The sequence below is a fragment of the Sphingobacterium spiritivorum genome (genome assembly GCF_016724845.1).
Lineage (GTDB): Bacteria > Bacteroidota > Bacteroidia > Sphingobacteriales > Sphingobacteriaceae > Sphingobacterium > Sphingobacterium spiritivorum_A.
Map to the genome: position 1 here is coordinate 1103742 of NZ_CP068082.1, position 18904 is coordinate 1122645.

General features: G+C 39.3%; 18 protein-coding genes. 3 read left to right on the forward strand and 15 right to left on the reverse strand.

The features are described from left to right. Nucleotides 1–2: 2 nt before the first annotated feature. The 4 genes from I6J03_RS04640 to gyrB all read right to left on the reverse strand — a co-directional run bounded on the left by I6J03_RS04640 (nucleotide 3) and on the right by gyrB (nucleotide 7019). Nucleotides 3–2081: a ComEC/Rec2 family competence protein gene (locus tag I6J03_RS04640; RefSeq protein WP_003012427.1), complete on the reverse strand. Its 2079-nt coding sequence runs from the start codon at nucleotides 2079–2081 to the stop codon at nucleotides 3–5. A 4-nt stretch (nucleotides 2082–2085) separates the two neighbouring features. Continuing rightward, a complete protein-coding gene (locus I6J03_RS04645; protein WP_201694174.1) occupies nucleotides 2086–4140 on the reverse strand; it encodes a ComEA family DNA-binding protein in 2055 nt (684 codons plus the stop codon). After that, the gene (locus I6J03_RS04650) at nucleotides 4130–4933 is read right to left on the reverse strand and encodes a hypothetical protein (protein ID WP_003012420.1); all 804 of its coding nucleotides are present in this window, start codon (nucleotides 4931–4933) and stop codon (nucleotides 4130–4132) included. Before I6J03_RS04650 ends, I6J03_RS04645 begins: the two co-directional genes overlap by 11 nt. Before the next feature lie 127 nt (nucleotides 4934–5060). Further along, a complete protein-coding gene (gene gyrB / locus I6J03_RS04655; protein WP_003012418.1) occupies nucleotides 5061–7019 on the reverse strand; it encodes a DNA topoisomerase (ATP-hydrolyzing) subunit B in 1959 nt (652 codons plus the stop codon). Nucleotides 7020–7230: 211 nt separating this feature from the next. Here gyrB and I6J03_RS04660 point away from each other — a divergent pair, with 211 nt between their 5' ends. Further along, entirely contained in the window at nucleotides 7231–7839 is a 609-nt protein-coding gene (locus I6J03_RS04660) for an OmpH family outer membrane protein (RefSeq protein WP_003012415.1), read from the forward strand. Between the two features lie 120 nt (nucleotides 7840–7959). Further along, a complete protein-coding gene (locus tag I6J03_RS04665; protein ID WP_003012412.1) occupies nucleotides 7960–8865 on the forward strand; it encodes a magnesium transporter CorA family protein in 906 nt (301 codons plus the stop codon). On the opposite strand, the gene tsaB is transcribed toward I6J03_RS04665, so the two are convergent. The 5 genes from tsaB to mscL form a co-directional block, all read right to left on the reverse strand. Then, the gene (tsaB, locus tag I6J03_RS04670) at nucleotides 8866–9567 is read right to left on the reverse strand and encodes a tRNA (adenosine(37)-N6)-threonylcarbamoyltransferase complex dimerization subunit type 1 TsaB (RefSeq protein WP_201694175.1); all 702 of its coding nucleotides are present in this window, start codon (nucleotides 9565–9567) and stop codon (nucleotides 8866–8868) included. It lies immediately after the preceding gene. Nucleotides 9568–9579: 12 nt separating this feature from the next. After that, nucleotides 9580–9834 carry a membrane protein insertion efficiency factor YidD gene (gene yidD, locus I6J03_RS04675; protein WP_003012407.1) on the reverse strand — a complete coding sequence of 85 codons (255 nt, stop codon included), beginning with the start codon at nucleotides 9832–9834 and terminating at the stop codon, nucleotides 9580–9582. After that, complete coding sequence (gene rnpA / locus I6J03_RS04680; RefSeq protein ID WP_003012405.1) at nucleotides 9797–10204, reverse strand: ribonuclease P protein component; 408 nt, start codon at nucleotides 10202–10204, stop codon at nucleotides 9797–9799. The genes yidD and rnpA overlap by 38 nt, the downstream gene beginning before the upstream one ends. A 62-nt stretch (nucleotides 10205–10266) precedes the next feature. Further along, nucleotides 10267–10425 carry a 50S ribosomal protein L34 gene (gene rpmH / locus I6J03_RS04685; RefSeq protein ID WP_003002285.1) on the reverse strand — a complete coding sequence of 53 codons (159 nt, stop codon included), beginning with the start codon at nucleotides 10423–10425 and terminating at the stop codon, nucleotides 10267–10269. A 189-nt stretch (nucleotides 10426–10614) separates the two neighbouring features. Further along, nucleotides 10615–11022: a large-conductance mechanosensitive channel protein MscL gene (gene mscL, locus I6J03_RS04690; RefSeq protein ID WP_003002286.1), complete on the reverse strand. Its 408-nt coding sequence runs from the start codon at nucleotides 11020–11022 to the stop codon at nucleotides 10615–10617. Nucleotides 11023–11229: 207 nt separating this feature from the next. On the opposite strand from mscL, the gene I6J03_RS04695 reads away from it, so the two are divergent. Then, nucleotides 11230–11868, forward strand: coding sequence for a response regulator (locus tag I6J03_RS04695; RefSeq protein ID WP_003002287.1), 639 nt, complete (start codon nucleotides 11230–11232; stop codon nucleotides 11866–11868). Nucleotides 11869–11895: 27 nt separating this feature from the next. Here the strand turns inward: I6J03_RS04695 and I6J03_RS04700 are convergent, their stop codons facing one another. The 6 genes from I6J03_RS04700 to murC all read right to left on the reverse strand — a co-directional run bounded on the left by I6J03_RS04700 (nucleotide 11896) and on the right by murC (nucleotide 18904). Continuing rightward, nucleotides 11896–13035 (reverse strand): sugar phosphate isomerase/epimerase family protein, encoded by a 1140-nt coding sequence (locus I6J03_RS04700; RefSeq protein WP_003012401.1) that lies wholly within the window; start codon nucleotides 13033–13035, stop codon nucleotides 11896–11898. A gap of 96 nt (nucleotides 13036–13131) precedes the next feature. Then, a complete protein-coding gene (locus I6J03_RS04705) occupies nucleotides 13132–13317 on the reverse strand; it encodes a hypothetical protein (protein WP_003002289.1) in 186 nt (61 codons plus the stop codon). 164 nt (nucleotides 13318–13481) lie between these two features. Then, complete coding sequence (gene ftsZ / locus I6J03_RS04710; RefSeq protein ID WP_003012399.1) at nucleotides 13482–15173, reverse strand: cell division protein FtsZ; 1692 nt, start codon at nucleotides 15171–15173, stop codon at nucleotides 13482–13484. A 138-nt stretch (nucleotides 15174–15311) separates the two neighbouring features. Further along, nucleotides 15312–16688 (reverse strand): cell division protein FtsA, encoded by a 1377-nt coding sequence (ftsA, locus tag I6J03_RS04715; protein ID WP_003012396.1) that lies wholly within the window; start codon nucleotides 16686–16688, stop codon nucleotides 15312–15314. Nucleotides 16689–16734: 46 nt separating this feature from the next. Continuing rightward, on the reverse strand, nucleotides 16735–17556 hold the full coding sequence (locus I6J03_RS04720) for a cell division protein FtsQ/DivIB (RefSeq protein WP_003012392.1): 822 nt from the start codon (nucleotides 17554–17556) through the stop codon (nucleotides 16735–16737). Further along, nucleotides 17546–18904 (reverse strand): UDP-N-acetylmuramate--L-alanine ligase, encoded by a 1359-nt coding sequence (murC, locus tag I6J03_RS04725; RefSeq protein ID WP_003012390.1) that lies wholly within the window; start codon nucleotides 18902–18904, stop codon nucleotides 17546–17548. Before murC ends, I6J03_RS04720 begins: the two co-directional genes overlap by 11 nt.

An 18904-nucleotide genomic window follows, 5' to 3' on the forward strand; every position in this document is an offset into this window, starting at 1 on the left:
AGCTAATCTCCAACCCAAACATAAGCAAAATTATCCTTCAAGCAATAATAGGGAACTTTCAAAATATCCAGTTCCGCTTTATAATCTTTAATTCTGCGATCCGTATTAGACCCGTCAATAATGACGAGGCTGGGTCTCATTACCGGGAGAATTTCTTTCAGATCACTTCGGTTATTTTTTCTCATGATCAGGATCTGGCTAGGCAAAACCTTATCCGGTGTTATATATTTCTCCAGGACAGTGATGGAGATATCAGAAGTGGAGAGCCGCAGATTCTGCCGGATATTGTCATCAGAAACTTGCTCAAAATTAATTTCATTCTGATGTGTATATCTTAACAGATCAGGCAGTATACTATAGGCAATCACAGGATGCTGCAAGGAGTCCATATTGGTGAACAACACGACTTTTCCTTTACGAATGTGTGCAATAGCAAGATGTTTTTTCACATTATAAATTCGGATTCCTGCATAGTTTCTCATCTTTATATAATCAATAAATAACAAACCCTGAACTATAAAAACACAGAGGATTCCGATTTTAAAAGCAACTTTTATTCGGTAATGAAAAGCTATGGATAAGAAAAAACAAGCTAAAAAAAGCAGGATGACCTGATCGATGGAAAACACCACTCCCTGAATTAATGATCCCGGAAGGCCATCCAGTATACGAAGCCCCTCCCACATAAACTGAATAAGCCATTCCAGTATTTTCCCCATGAACTGACTGAGTAAATCCAAAGGAAAAAAAGCCAATACTAACCCTACATACATCATACAGGTAGAGGGTAAAGCAATAAACAGATTTGCAATCAGAAAATAGTTTGGGAATTGTCCGAAATAATAAAAAACAAGTGGTAGGGTGAATAACTGTGCAGCTATAGAGATGTACATATATTCCATAAAAATTTTAAGATATTTCCCTTTCGGCAGATACAGTTTATTCAATAAAGGCAATACCGTCACGATACCTAAAACAGCAAGATAGGAAAGCTGAAACCCCAGATCGGCCAATATTTTAGTATTTGTAAGCAACATAAAAAATGCTGAAGAAGCAATAGTATTATACGACTTGAGATCCTTTCCTAACATGTTGGACACCACAAAAAATGAAATCATCAGTCCTGCACGCAAGGCTGAGGGAGAAAGTCCGGTCAGGACGACATACATCCATATAAAAGTCAATAAAATAACGTGTTGAATGCTTCGACCAGCTTTCCATCGTCCGAGTCCTTTTAACAGGAAAGATAAAATCCAGAATACCAACCCTACATGCATTCCGGAGACACTCAATACATGAATAGTACCTGTGTTACTAAAGGCTGTTATGGTCTCCTTAGCCATTTCTGACCGGTAACCTAAAATAATAGCTGTAGCAACCTGAAATGCTATATCATCCCCGATATACTGTCTGAATCGCTTTACGATCTTTCTACGCATCTCAAGAGCAAATCTCAGAACCGGATTTCCTTCACGATGTCCCAACACATGATATTGTGCAGGATTCAGGAATGTATGTTGCCATATATTCTGATGAGAAAGGTAAGATTGATAATCGAATTCTCGGGGATTGAAAGGAGGAGATACATCTTTTATAGCAGCCTGCAAAATCAACTTATCGCCATATTGCAATCTTTCAGTCGATTCCTCTCTCTTAATCGTTACAAGCAGATTACCGGATCTCTTTTCTGATCCTGAATTATTTACTCCAGCTATAATGCGAACAGGAAAGCGGACAATCTGATTCTTAACCACGATTTCATCAGCAATAATGCCGACCAGTTGCTGATCTCCGTAAGCCGAAAAATGATCGGGCTTATGAAGAGGGTTTTCTTTAACCGTTTTCCATAATCCAAACAGACAGATCAGAATATATAGTCCCCACATATACATATGTCTGAAGGGATAGGAATTCCGGAAAATAAAACATAAAATGATTATCAAAAGTAAGAACACCAGTATAACTTCCAGATAGAAAACAGAGAACACCATATTTTCTACAGCAAATCCCAAACTGATACCTACCAGAAATATCAGTAACAGTCTCACAAAGGGGATATGTTTAGGATCAGGCTTTAACATTACTTTAAAACTGAATTCTACCTTGTATTTTAATATCAGATTTGCGATTGCCGGCGATCTGCTCCAGACCAGATCCGATTACATCCTTATCGGCATATAAAGTGACAGCATATTTAATCCACATATCTATATTCTTACGAACCCGCCACCTCCCGTTTGCATAGGTACGATAGCCCTTATCAAAATAGGAAGGAAAAGAAGAACTGTATAACACATCATTTTCGTAGGTATAAATACGGGAATTAAAGCCATCTGTATGAAAATAGGCTAGTCGTAGGTTAGCACTTATACGCTTGTTACGGGCAGACCAGAAGATATCCTGAGCTCCCAACCACCCTTTCTCCGGAGCATCAAATTCTTTGGTATATCTTACAACTTCTGCCCTGCTTCTGATCATCCACTGATTGGTCAGCTTATATTCGAAATCACACCGCAACTGATATCTTTTTAACTCGGCAAGCATCTGCTCTGCGGTCTCCATGCCTGAGGAATTCTCTTCTCTGAACCGATGACGGAATCGGAGAGCCACCCTACCTTTCTTATACCATTGGTAAGTAAATTGAGAAAACACTTCATATCCTTTTGTAGGAGCATCTGCCCGAAATCTTAACCATGGAAACTGAAATACATCTGCATAACCGACCCATTCTATTTTACGGGAAGGATGATATACTGCACCTGCATACAAACCGCTCTCATTATTGACCATTCCGCCCTCTCCTATTCCCTGTGCAAAGAATTGATGGTAATTCTTCTGATAATGTCTATGTAACAGCACTAACGAAAATTTTGGATGAAGACTACTAACCATACCATTCAGAAGCGCTGTCCCACCTCCTGCACTTTTGGCTATTTCACCAAAAACATAGGTGTTTTTGAATGTGTATTGATAATATCCGCTAATATTCGTTAGCGCCTGACCGCGAAATGCAAAGCGGTTCCGCAGTAGTTCTGCAGGCTTTATATATCCGCTATAGTTTGTCTGCATAAGATTTATCCCCACATAGAACCGGTCTATTCTATAATTTACATTTCCGCCATAGACATATTCATCAATGGAGTGACGCTGCCTTTGTTCTGTAGGTGTACGATGTAGTCCCGAATTAGAAATAGATAAAATGATGCTTCCAGAATCTGTTTCCAAAACGCTTCCACTTCGTTTTTTTAAGGACATAAACGGTGTGATCTGTAACGGCCCCACCACTACCGTCCCAGCTATACCTCTAAAAAAATTAGTTTCATTAAAAGAAGTATAGGGTTTAAGGCCAATGCCTTGCCGGGCTACACTGCTCACCCAGGAACCTTTCCCGAATGCGAGGCCGTTCCAGACGACCAGGCCCTGACCAAATTGAAGAGAATAGTCACCAATAATAACTTCTTTAAGCCTATCGTTTACTTTGACAGAAAGACTACCCGAGTAAAAGTCAAATCCGGATGATTGTGCATATTTAAAAAAGGATTCACCAGCATCTTTCTCCATATTTAGTGAAAGTCTGACAGCATCCTTATAATTCAATCTGTATCGTACCATATAACGATCAGGATTACCCAGATACCTTGACCTGGAAGTATCTGTTATCCGGTAACCTCTTGCCTGTTCAAATCCTCTTCCGTAACGCACCATATATTCTTGCGTGGATGTATTCCATAATTTATGTAAGGTAAAACTCTCTAATACCGAAACGTTCCCTACTTTCACAAACGGCAATAGACGCTCAACAGTTATTTCATCAAATCCTTCTATACCCTGAAGTTCCAATACCGACAACATACGTCCGGATCGCATTCTATGATCCAACAAATGAGCAATCTGAACTGGCGTCAGAAACAATAGCTCGGACAAATCCCGTCCGTCTGTCTTATTGAGATCAATGGGATTTCGAAGAAAATACCGCAATCGTTCTGTATATTCACTGATGTCTGCAAACTCATCAGTCACCTCATTTAATTGCTCAATCAGCTCTTCTTCCAGTTGTTCTATTTTTTCCTGTGCAGCAGTACAAAAGAATAGAGATAGCAATAACCCTGTTATTACTATCCGGATAAGATCATAAACCATAGGCCAATGCAAATTGAGGAGAGGTACCCAGGTAGGGATGAAATGAGGATGATAAATCAATCCTTATCTTTGAAAGCACAAATCCTATTCCTGCAAAATATTCTATTGGATTAGAAGAGACTCCTCCTCTGATCTTAAGACGGGGATCCAATCGATATTCCAGACCGCTCCTTATAAACCAGCGATCCTGCATATCAGTAACCACATCAGCGTTAACCATAAGTCCGGAGGATATCCTATAGTTAGTCCCTGCTCCTATTTCCTGAGCTATACGATCTGCTGCAGTTTCATTTAAGACTGCATTTGTAATATTCTTGAATATAAATCCAGCCGTAAGCGATGGATTACATTTATACTGCAACCCCAGATCGTATGACATCACTTGCTCTCCGCCATATTTATCCACAGATTTACGATGATAATTTACAGAAACGGATGTAGAGAGTATATCTGCAAAGTTGCGCGCATAGGAGAAATTTGCCCTTAAGAAAGAGCTTAAGGATGGAATTCCATAATTGTGAACAGAGATACCCAATGCCCCCAATTGTTTTACGGGAATAGCAAAATAAGCCGCCTGCGTCTGGATATCCTGCATAAGAAAATACCTTTGGTAAGCAATTGCAACCTGGAGTTCATCAATTTCCACCAGACCGGCAGGATTACTCGTCAGACTGTAAATTCCTCCTAAGGCAATACCTGTATTTCCAATTCCCTGAAAAGGTGCAGCGTTGAATGGTTGGGATACTGCTTCAAGAGAAATTAACATCAAAAATATTAATTTCCTTAACTTCATAATTTATAGTTTCTGATCCAGAATTACCTGAAGTTAAACATTTTATTTCTAAAAGAAAATAAAATGACATAAAAAAGCCTGCTGATATTTCAACAGGCTTTTAAACTTTATATTGATTTCTTAAAGATTAAGCATCTATTTTTGCGTAACGTGCGTTCTTTTCAATAAATTCACGACGTGGAGCTACCTCATCACCCATCAGCATAGAGAAAATACGGTCACACTCAGCGGCATTATCAATAGTCACCTGACGAAGCGTACGATGCTCAGGATTCATAGTTGTATCCCATAACTGTTCCGCATTCATCTCTCCTAGACCTTTATAGCGCTGTACATGTACACTATCTTCTTTACCTGCTCCTTTAAGACGCTGGATTGCCTGTAAACGCTGATCCTCTGTCCATGCATATTGAGATTCCTTACCCTTTTTGACCAGATATAATGGAGGCGTAGCAATATAGACATATCCGTTTTCTATCAACTCCTTCATATATCTGAAGTAGAAGGTCAGAATCAGTGTAGCAATGTGGCTTCCATCCACATCGGCATCCGTCATGATTACAATTTTATGATAACGAAGTTTTTCAAGGTTCAATGCTTTTGCATCATCTGGAGTACCTACACTGACCCCTAATGCTGTGAACATATTCTTGATCTCTTCATTTTCGTATATTTTATGTTCCATGGCCTTTTCTACGTTCAGAATTTTACCTCTTAACGGCATAATGGCTTGAAACTTACGATCGCGTCCCTGCTTGGCTGTTCCACCCGCAGAATCCCCCTCGACAAAGAAAATCTCACACTTGTGCGGATCATTGTCAGAACAATCTGCTAATTTGCCTGGAAGTCCGGATCCGCCCATTACTGTTTTACGCTGAACCATTTCACGCGCCTTGCGCGCTGCAGCACGTGCCTGAGCAGCTATTACGACTTTCTGAACGATGATCTTGGCTTCACGAGGATTCTCTTCCAGGTAAGTACTTAAAATCTCTCCTACAGCCACATCCACAGCTCCCATCACCTCATTATTACCTAACTTGGTTTTAGTCTGCCCTTCAAATTGTGGTTCGGCCACTTTAACGGAAATAACAGCTGTGAGTCCTTCACGGAAGTCATCTCCGGCGATCTCGACTTTCAGATTTTTTAATAAGCCGGAATCTTCAGCATATTTTTTCAGGGTACGTGTCAGTCCGCGGCGGAAACCGGCAACGTGTGACCCGCCTTCAATTGTATTGATATTATTTACATATGAGTGAACGTTTTCCGAATAGGTATCGTTATACTGCAGCGCAAGCTCTACCGGAACACCTTGCTTTATCCCTTCAACATATATCGGGTCAGGAATCAAAGACTGACGGTTACCATCTAAAAATTTAACAAATTCCTGTAAACCACCTTCGGAGAAGAAAACATCTTTTCTAAAAGACCCGTCATCCAGGATTTCTCTTTCATCAACAATAGTCAGACGAATTCCTTTATTCAGGAAAGCAAGCTCACGTAGACGATTAGACAAGGTATCGTAATTATATACGGTCGTCATCGTAAAAATCTCCGGATCAGGGAAGAAAGTCACTGTTGTACCTGTTCTCTCACTCTCTCCTATTGCCTTTACATCGTATTTAGGTTTTCCCTTTTCGTATTCCTGTTTGAATATCTGACCATCACGGTGTACTTCTGCGATCAATAAGGTAGAAAGCGCATTCACACAGGATACTCCGACACCATGCAGACCACCGGAGACTTTGTAAGTGTCCTTATCAAATTTACCACCGGCATGCAATACTGTCATTACCAACTCCAAAGCAGACTTGTTCTCTTTCTTGTTGATACCTGTAGGAATACCACGTCCGTTGTCCTGTACAGAGATTGAATTACCTTCATGGATGGTGACCAAAATATCGTCACAATACCCGGCCACGGCCTCATCTATAGAATTGTCTACTACTTCATAAACCAAATGGTGTAAGCCCTTTACCCCTGTATCACCGATATACATGGATGGACGTTTACGAACTGCTTCTAAACCTTCTAATACCTGAATATTATCGGCTGAATATGTAGATGTATTTTTCTTTTCTTCGCTCATGTAAAGATTGTGCTATGATTAAGTTTTACATTCAAAAATACGAAAAATAAGCCACAAAAACAAGTATATTCCGCGCTTACAAAATGTATTTAAGCACACTGATAACAAGCAATTTAAAAGATTTGCTCAATAGATTTATTTGTAAAGAGAAGCGGATTTTAAATTTTTTATAGTAGGTTTGTTACTTTAAAATATGACAACCACAAAACGAATGAATAAATTTATTACAACTTTTTCGAAAGCAACACTAGGTGTTATAATCGCGACAGCTGCTATTTCATGTAATCAAAACGCATCTAAGCCAACAGGTTCGGGTGATTCAACTGGTGCAAAAACCAATTCATCATCTGTCTCTGAGAAAATTGTTTACATCAATTCGGATACGCTTTCGGAGAAATACGAGTATTTCAAAGACATTAAGTTGAAAATGGAAGCCAAAGTGAAGAAAGCACAAACCGATCTTCAGTCCAAAAGTCAGGCTTTCCAACGTGAAGTAGCTGAATACCAGCAAAAAGCTGCAAGCATGAGTGCTTCAGAGCGTCAGGCTACGGAAGAAAAACTGGCTCGTAAACAGGACGAATTAGGTCGTTTGGATCAGAATGCTTCTGCTTCTATACAACAAGATGAAGCTACAGAATTCAACAACGTATACAAAACAATCACAGAATACCTGAAGAAACATGCTACCGAAAATGGTTATACACTGGTATTGACTTATTCGAAATCGAATCCTACAGTATTGTATGCTGATTCTAAGCTGGAAATCACTAAAGAAGTTGTAGAAGCCCTGAACAAAGAGTACAAAGCGACTAAAAAATAATAAACAAGATTTTTAATAAACGATAGATAAGGGTCAGCAAATTTTGCAGACCCTTTTTTGATAGCTGAAATTTGTAATTTTAGCCTATGCTGTTTATATTGTACAAACATTACAGCCACAATGATAGAAGTTTTAATAGAAGATGACTGCATACCCTTTGTATGGATCGACATTTCAAATCCAAGCAGAGATGATTTTAAAGATCTCGCCCCCCGTTATAATCTTAATGAAGCCTCTATAAAAGACTGCCTGGAAATCGGACACCTTCCCAAAATTGAGGAGTTTGATACCTATCATTTTCTAATCATCAGATCAGTTGCTAACTCATTTGATGAAAACTCGGACAGCATGACCGATATCACGGACCGTGTTTCTATTTTCTTTAATGAAAAGTTTGTAATTACCGTCCATCGTAATGAAGTAGAATACCTCAATAATATTAAGAAAGCGGATCGTAAAGGGAAAAAATTTGCCAGTACAAAAGCATTGATGAATTTTATTACCTCTGAATCCTTAAAGACATTTGAAAACCTGGCTATGAATGGGCTTTCCGAGCGGCTGGATGATTATGAAGGGATTGTCTTTTTACACAGCAAACGCAAGCTTTTCTTAAAACGCCTTTACTATCTTAAAAGACAGATCGATGTGATCCGCAATATTCTGGCCATCTGTAAAGATATTGTAGATTACTTTCATATGCCTGAATACAAAAATATCTACACACAGGATCTGAGGGACTTATATCTTCGGAATTCGACACTGTACCGCAATCTTTCTGAAAACACCAGCCAATTGCTGTCTGTATACTTCAATATTGAATCTAACCATACGAATGAGATTATGCGTACGCTGACCATCATCTCGGTATTCTTTATGCCACTGACATTTATTGCAGGAATATACGGCATGAATTTTAAAAATATGCCTGAGCTGGAATGGTATTACGGATATCCGTTATCCTTAGGTATGATGGCCTTTGTAGCAGCAGTGATCTATATTTGGTTCAAGCGGAAAAGATGGATGTAATTATCTTTTTTTAGGTGTAGTCGCTATAAAGTCTTTAAGATAATACGGCTCAAAATAAGCCACATCTTCAAAAGACTGACTGTTCATCTTTTCGAAGGCCTGAGCGCTCATATGGGCGGCTGAATTGGAAAAATCATCATATACATCAATCAATGGATTGGCTTCAAATAACGTCTTGAATTTAGGCGCTCCGGAGCCAAACAGATGCAATTGATACCCTTCCTCCTCATATGCTTGAAAAAAATCCTGATCTATTATATTTGCTCCAACAGGTACTACCTGATGACCATGCTGATCATACAAGGCCGAATAGACTTCCATTCTTCTGGCGTCTATCATAGGACATAACAGAACTTTTTCATTTTCTTTTATGATCCTTTGCGAAAATCCACTGAACATAGCAGACAAGGTATCAATTGCAATAAGAGGAATATCCAATGCATAACATAATCCTTTTGCCGCTGAAACACCGATACGTAAGCCTGTATATGATCCGGGCCCCATACTGACAGCTACCGCCGACAGATCCTCAACAGTAATACCTGCATTCTGTAAAGCTTTTTCAATGAAAACAGTAAGATGCGTAGCATGAATATTATTTTCTTCCGCTCCTACAGTTGTTATTACATGACCATCCAGGCTGACTGCTACCGAACAGGCCGGAGTCGCGGTCTCTATCTGCAAAATATAGTTTTTATTCATCGTGCTAGGTTATCAGGGAACAGGGTCATGTCCATGACCTCCCCAGGGATTACATCTTAAAATTCGTTTGATTGCCAGCCAGCCACCTTTAAACGGACCGTATTTTTTAATCGCCTCCATACCGTATTGCGAACAAGTAGGTGTGTAGCGGCAGTTTGCACCCAGTAAAGGGGATATAAACAGCTGATAAAAACGGATAAGGAGAATAAACAAAAATCGGAATGCCCCTTTAATGATCTTTTCCCAAATAAAGATGATTGCTTTCATTTTTCAGTTTATTCAAAGCTAATGCTAATTTCACTTTCATCTCCTCAAAAGACAATTCTGTCTTTCCGACATATTGTATAGCAATTAGCAAATTTAGGTGATGATCTTCAAGAAAAGAATAAAGGATTTCTTTTTTTTGCGTACGGTAAGCTTCCCTCATCCTCCGTTTGAGCAGATTACGGGTTACTGCTTTCTTATATCTCCTTTTGGAAACCGAAATAATAACCTGTGCAGGTACAGCTATATCAGCAGCCTGACAAAATACAATCCGGAAAGGGTATAAAACAAAAGAAGAACCACTATGAAAAAGGCTGTCAATAAGCCTTTTACTGCATAATCGTTCTTCTTTTGTAAAAGTATTATTATTCATATTCGATGACCCGTACAAGCCGGCTATAAAGCTCGGTCTATCTTGCCACCGGCAATGTTTAATTATCCTTTGTGACGGTACTCGTCAGATACTGTTAAGCGTTTTCTACCTTTTGCTCTACGGGAAGCCAATACTCTTCTTCCGTTTGCTGTGCTCATACGTTCTCTGAACCCGTGCTTATTTCTTCTTTTTCTTTGCGATGGCTGAAATGTTCTTTTCATGGCGCTTATGCTATGTATTTAATATTTTTAATTCGTATTATACTCTAAAAGAGGAATGCAAAAGTAACGTTTATATATGAAACAAACAAAATTTATTTCCAATATTTTATCAACTCTATTATACAAAAGTGCTCCCGGCATCTTTTATACCGGGAGCACAAAGACTCCTCTGCTTGTAGCAGATGTATATTACTTATTTTTCAGAATATCACGAATTTCAGTCAACAGTGTTTCTTCTTTAGTCGGAGCAGGAGCAGCTGCAGGAGCTGGTTCATCCTTACGTTTCAATGAATTAAGACCTTTTATCACAAGGAAAATACAGAACGCTACGATCAGAAACTGAATGACGATGTTAATAAAGTTACCGTAATTTATTGCAACTTCTTTAATTTTATTAGCTTCATCTCCGGCAGTAAGTACATACTTCATGTCCGAAAAATCAATTCCACCTGTAATAAAACCAATCGGAGGCATAATGATATCATCGACCAACGATGTCACAATTTTACCAAAGGCGCCACCGATAACAACACCGACAGCTAAATCAACAACGCTCCCGCGCATTGCAAATTCTTTAAATTCTTTAATAAATCCCATTTTTCATCTGTTTAATAATTCATATAAGTATAACAAAAATGATGCATAAAATTATAGTTTTGGCAAAAAAAAAGCATTTCACTAAAAAATGAAGCATTTTTTATATTTTTGATCGAAGTAGTAGTTTGTAATTATTATATTTATCAAAATCTCACTTCAACTACGAACAGCCAACTTGAGTATATTTATTATTAATAGTATCTATTCATGAAAAAAATATTAATTGCTGACGATCATAGTATTGTAAGACTGGGAGCGTCTGTCATTATTAAAGGGGTTATTGAAAATGCGAATATCACACAAGCGCAGGACTACAGCGAGATTACCAAATTATTGGATGCTAATCGCTACGACCTGCTATTGCTTGATATTAATATGCCCGGCGGAAATAACATTAAGGTTATTCATGAAATATTGGCAAAACAAAATGACTTAAAAATACTGGTGTTCTCCTCTTACGATGAATCCCTTTACGCGCTACGTTATATCGAAGCAGGCGCCGTGGGTTATTTAAATAAGAATACTGCTATGTCCGAACTGGGTAATGCTATTCAATGCATTATTTCGAGAGGAAAGTATATGTCAGATGTTGTCACGGATCTGTATCTGAAGAAACTCACGCAAAGCAAATCCAGTCTTCAAAAAGCGAATCCTCTGGCAAAACTCTCCAACAGAGAGATGGATGTCGCCAAACATCTGACTCAGGGGCTTGGTATTCTGGAAGTTTCCAATGAACTCAAACTTAGTGCCTCTACAATCAGTACATACAAAAGCCGGGTATTTGAAAAACTGGGAGTAACGAATATTCCTGAACTTATTCAATTATTTAATTTGCATTCCACCTAAAATAGTTGGAATGCAAATTAATAAGGCCTATAACTGATCTATAGTTACAACTGGAATGTCCTCTACATGCACATTCTTCAATGTGTTCTCATTTCTATAGGTATAGCCTTTCTCAACATCAAGATCCCACAACATAGGAGCAAGAAAATTAATACAAGTCGTGAATCCCTGATTGGTAGCTGCAAAATTACCGGTATCCTTAGAGTTTTTAGCTTCATTTTCAATCTCAAAAGGACCGCTATAGCCTCTGGCCTGTAAGGTGTCTACAAAACCTCTCCAATCCATACTATCTGATCCTCCGAATCCCGGAAGCATAGCTTCATAGTGATGTCTGTCCCAGTCATGCAGCGGTACAGCCACATCTGCTGCCTGCGCCAGAGATGCATCTACAGTCTGCATGGGATACATACCACCCCACTCTACTCTTGCCTTTCCGGACAGATTACGGGTAGTCTTTACATGGATACGATGCAAACGACTGATATCCGTCAGCTTTATGACTTCTACGGGATCGGTATTCTGCCATACATCGTGTGAAGGATCATAAATTTCTCCATGTGCCTTGCTCGGAATCATCGCATACATAAGCTTACGTGCAGCCAATGTAGCAGGCAGGTTGTTATATGTCGAAGTGAATCTGGATGATCTCCAGCCCTCCATAGGGCAATTCTCGTAGAGGATAGTTACACCTAAAGACTCAGCATACCTGACAATAGGTCCGAAGACTTCTTTATATTTCTCCAGATTTTTCTGAAATCCATCTATCTCATTACCCAACTCGTGATTGTAACCTACGAAAGTACCAACCTTTACATTATTAGTATCTCCTCCTAACAGATAAGCGATACGGATCAGCTTAAGCAGGTGATTTTGATTCTTTATCCGTTGTTCCGGATCTCCTCCTATCATGTTTTCAAAAGCTCCGAGCGAAAGTTGCAACCCGTTAGCATTAAACTGATCGATTAATCTGTTGGCAGTTTCCGGGGAAAATTCATCATATTCCAAATGAGTAGCAGTATGATCTTCGCGGGTACCGTCTTTTCTAAACACACAGAGATCAATACCTTGAGCACCTACTTTCACAGCGGTCTCAATCAATTCTTCCAGAGACAGTTTATCATACGCCGAACTCATTACCCATATGGGATTATTAAGCTTGTTAGACATGTTATTTCTTTTATTTAAATAGATATGGTGTAGGTAAAGATAACAAAAAAAGCCCTTATTAAAGGGCCTTCTCTATGACTTATGGGTGCAGGAAATCTATTTAGAGTTTTTTAATTCCTGAACTCCTAAACGTAGGGTTTGAGCATGCGTCTTAATATCCTGCAATGTTTTTCTTACACGCGTACCTGCTGCACTATTCCCTTTGTTAAAGAATTTGTCTGCATCACCTTCAAGACCATCGATTAGAGCCTTTAATTCTTTGAATTTATCAATACTTGCCATAATTTAATTGTTTGAGTTTTTTATAATTAATTATCAATCACTGTATAACATAAAAATAACATCTATTTTTTGAAAAAAAAAATTTTGTCTTTCTTTTTACGTGTTTAATAAAAAAAGCGGCATGAATCACTTCAAGCCGCTTCCATATAAATAGAGTTGTATGACTAGTCTACATTATCATGTAAAAAAGAATTGTTAGGACGGATCTCTGTTTCGCCTTCGTCAAAAGATAACGTAAAACGGGATACAGCCGACTGTGATGAGTGCGGAAGATCTTCCAGTGATTTTTGCTTACGTTTGTAAGCAGGCTCGTTTTCAAGCTCCTGTAAACCGTTTGAAGACTTCAGTTTCATGCTTAGTTCTTTCAGACGCAAGATGCGTTCTTTGGTCTTCAGCAACTGATCTTCAAAGCTTGCAGGCTCTTCGATATGTGTCGATATAGTTGATTCTTCTACTGTATTGCTTACTTCCTCTATAGGGTTAACGGAAGCGTGTTGATAGGCATCAAACACTGTTGGCAATTCAAACTGGAATACAGAAGGTGAAGTTTTCAATTCAAAACCATCGTTTTTCACTTCTTCTTCCTGTTTAATAACCGTCTCGTTTACTTCAAGAGTATGACGTACTACAGTTTCAGTTTCAGTCTTAGTTGTCTGTGTATATGCATTTGTTGCATTTCCGTTTGTTTTTGGAGAGAACAAATCTACCTGAGGTTGTGCTACTGTATTTGCAACCTGATTTTCCGGTTGTTGAACAGGGTTAGCGACAGATGGCGCAGCTTCTCTTGGAACAAACTGATTTTGTGAAACCGGTTTTACAAAAGGGTTTGCATTATTCTCCGGAGTCAGAGGTAAAGCAACTTTCTCGTTCTGTTTTTCCTTAACACGTTGTTCACTTGTCTGAAAACCGGTAGCAATGATTGTAACAGACAATTCATCTTCTAATGTATTATCGATACAGTTACCCCAGATCAGATCTGCAGAAAGGCCTGCTTTATCCTGAATAAAGTCTGTAATAATAGCAACTTCATCCATTGTCACTTCCATTGTACCGGAAGTAATATTTAATAAGATATAACGTGCACCTTCAATTTCATTATCTTTCAGTAACGGAGAAGCCAGAGCACCGGTCACCGCTTCCAGAGCACGGTTATCGCCTTTAGCTTTGGCGTTACCCATAATCGCAACACCACTATCATTCATTACTGTACGAACATCTTTAAAATCAACGTTTACATAACCAGGAATAGTAATAATCTCTGCAATACCTTTTGCGGCAGTAGTCAATATATCATCTGCTTTGGCAAAGGCTGCTGTCATAGTGAGGTTACCGAAGATCTCGCGAAGACGATCGTTAGAAATCACTAAATATGAATCTACATATTTACGTAATTCTTCTAATCCTTCTTCTGCCTGAGCACGACGTTTTTTTCCTTCAAATGTAAAAGGTGTAGTTATAATCGCTACGGTCAGAATACCAAGTTCTTTAGCTGCTTTTGCCAATACCGGACTTGCTCCAGTACCGGTACCACCGCCCATACCAGCTGTTATAAATAACATTTTGGTATTAGTACCTAACATACGCTTGATATCTTCAATACTTTCAATAGCCGAATTTTCACCCACATCAGGATCAGCACCGGCACCCATACCTTCGGTAAGACTTGCTCCCAATTGTACCTTATTTGGTATCGGGCTCAATTCTAATGCCTGTGCATCAGTGTTACAAACTATAAAATCTACTCCGCTGATTCCCTGATTATACATGTGGTTGACGGCATTGCCCCCACCTCCACCAATCCCGATAACCTTGATTATCGAAGACTGTTCCTTTAACATTTCAAACTGTATTGACATAACTTTTCCCTATTTAACTATTGCTGAGAGACTTATATTTTACAAAAACCTTCAACAATTCTAATGTAATAATACCAATTTCTTAACAACAGTTTTCCACATTTGTTAGAATGTGGAAAAATCACTGATTGTTGAAAACTATTTCTTTCCTATGAAGGTATCATCATCAATTCCCGCGTCGTCCTTGATAAATTCGGTCAAAAACTTTTTTAACCAACCTTCTTTCTTTTGTTGCTTTTCAGCAATATCCTTTACTCCCGGAGCACTTGCTGTTTTAGGCACACGTTTGATCGAATCTTCATGTTCAGAAGCTTCTTCATCCTCGATAGCCTGAATGCCTTTAATCAGTAAACCAATACCTGTAGCATACAATGGGCTCTTCAACTCATCGAAAAGCTGTTTGTTCAGCAGATCCGTTTTTGCCAGATACTCATTCGGATATCCGATACGACAATCAATACCGGTAATATATTCCACCAATTGTACCAGGTGTTTCAATTGAGCGCCACCACCGGTGACTACAATACCACCGATCAGTTTATCTTCATAGCCTGAAGATTTGATTTCGTAGTACACGTGTTCAATGATCTCTTCCATGCGGGCCTGGATGATATACGCCAGATTTTTCACGGAGATCTCTTTTGCTTCTCTTCCGCGGATACCCGGTACACAGATTACTTCATTTTCTTTATTCTCGTCAGCTAAAGCTGATCCGTATCTGACCTTTAATAATTCGGCCTGATTACGCAACACTGAACATCCCTGACGGATATCTTCAGTCACAATATTACCACCCAAAGGAATAACAGCAGTATGACGGATAATTCCTTCATGGAAAATCGCCACGTCGGTAGTACCACCACCGATATCAACTAATACAACACCAGCATTTTTTTCATCTTCATCCAATACAGCTTCGGATGACGCTAAAGGTTCAAGCACTAATGATGACACCTCTAATGAGGAGTAATCGACGCATCTTTTGATATTTTTGATATCTGTAACACGTCCTGAAATAATATGAAAATTAGCTTCGATACGACGACCCGCCATACCCACAGGCTCTTTGATACCCGGTTCGTTATCGATAGTAAATTCCTGCGGAAGTACATGGATAATTTCCTCTCCCGGAGGAAGCACCAATTTGTACATATCGGAGATTAATCTTTCGATATCTCTTCTTCCTACTTCATCATCATCGTTTTTGGTCAGGATACCCCGATGCTGAATACTCTTGATGTGTTGTCCGGCTATACCTACGTTGACCACTTTGATGTCTACATTTGACAAACCTTCTGCCAATGCGACTGCCTCTTTAATGCTGGTAACGGTTTTTTGGATATTGGCCACGACTCCACGGTTTACACCTGCAGACTCCGCTTTCCCTACTCCTAATAATTCGATTTTATTTGTCCCGCTACGACGTCCTACGGTCACACAAATCTTTGTGGTACCGATATCAAGACCAACAATAATTGGATTCTCCTTTTCGCTGTCTGTTATTCTTGGTTTCATATTGCTGTGTATTAATGCTGTATATTAATAATATTATTTCCTGTATTTATTTTTTAACGATAGCCAGACTGTCAATAGTCCAACTCCCCTTACGTTCGCACACAATCTGGTGTGCATATTTTACATTTATTTTGTTGTATGCTTCTGTACCGACTCTGGGTAAGATCTGATTGTAAAAAAGTTTTAAACGATCAAACTTACTCTCCAATGAATCCGCATTTCCGATAACCAGATCCTGACTACCTACACGCGGAATCAATTCTATATCTTTATCCTCGTTTACATATAACTGAACGACCTGATTGCCCCATAGCTCATCGTTATTTACATATTTAACGACTTCAAGCAAATTTTTCAGTGTCCCGGACTCTATCGTATCAAGCGCCTGTTTATAACCTTCCGAAATATTACCGGTCGCCACCAGAACACGGGGTACATATTTTAATGTTACCGGAATCTTCAACCCGGTAGGATCCACATAAAAATCTTTCCCCGCTTTATTGATCACGCGCATGATTACTTCACGCTGGCTAACTTTTACCTGCATCACCCCATCCATATCCATATGCACTTCTGCTGAGGATACATAGGGTAATTTTTCGAGTGTCAACTCTATTTTATGCAGGGGTATACTCGCCAGTTGTTTACCTGCCACTGATCCGTATGTCTTATTGATCAGATTGGAAATATCCTGCTGATCAATAAAGGTTTCTTTACCTTCAATAATAACATGTAAGTCTGTACATACCTGTGCATTGTCTTTTTTCCCGACTAAGGACATAAGCATCCCTACTCCGGCCAAGGCCACAATACCCAGCATGGCATATAATACCGCACTCCATCGTATGTTACGCAACTTATTGAGCATCGTTCAATATTGCTTTTAATGGTTTTATCAATCTATCTATATCACCGGCTCCAACTGTCACAACCAGCTCCGGCTTCTCCTCTTTAATTATGTCTAATACTTCCTGAGGAGATACCACACGTTTGTTCTCCAATGCTATCTTATCCGCCAGCCATGTGGAAGTAACCCCTTCAATCGGTAATTCTCTCGCCGGATATATCTCCATAAGCAACAGCTCATCTGCCATAGCTAACACTTCAGCAAAGCCATCCACAAAATCCCGTGTACGACTAAAAAGATGAGGTTGAAAAACAACCGTTAGTTTCTTCGTCGGATATAATTTGCGCATAGAAGAAATAAATGCTCTTAACTCTTCCGGATGATGCGCATAATCATCAATGTATATGGTCTGCGGATTGCGAACAATATATTCGAATCTTCGTTTTACACCCTTGAAAGTACTTAGTGCGGTCACAATTTTTGCATCAGCAATACCCAATAGTCGTGCAGCTGTGATTGCAGCTACTGCATTTTCCACGTTGTGAATCCCCGGTATTCCTAAGTGAATATCACTTATCTTACCCTCCGGATGTACATAGTCAAAGTAGAATTCTCCATCTCTGACATGGATATTTTCCGCATACACATCGCCTTCTCCTTTTCCTGAATAGCTGATCTGCCCTTTAAATGGTAATCCGGTTTTCACTATACGTGTACCACCTTCAACTACCCGGTCCAGAAATAATGAAAACGATTCTATCAGATGGCTTTCGTCTCCATAAATATCCAGGTGATCAGCATCTGCTGAAGTAACAACCGCAATATTCGGATGCAATGTCAAAAACGATCTGTCGTATTCATCGGCCTCTACAACTACTGTATTATTCGCTCCGAACAACACATTAGAATCATAGTTGGAACTTATTCCCCCGAGAAATGCCGAACAGTCATATCCGGAATCTTTCAGAATATGTGCGATCATCGTCGAGGTAGTGGTCTTACCATGTGTACCAGCTACCGCAATGGTAAACCGGCTGGCACTGATGAAGCCTAAAACCTGTGAACGCTTATAGAGCTCATGTCCAAGATCACTGAGATGATTTTTGATCTTCAGTTCTTTTGGAACAGCCGGAGTATAAATAATCAATGTATCCGGGCCGGTATGGGTAAATGATTCCGGAATAGCATCTGTGTTATCTTCATAGATGACCGGAATTCCTTCCTGTACCAGTGTATCTGTAAGATCGGATTCGGTCTTATCATAGCCGGCTACTTCACATCCCAAGCGATGAAAATAGCGCGCTAACCCACTCATGCCTATACCGCCAATGCCAATCAGATAAACCCGTTTTATATTATCGATATTCAT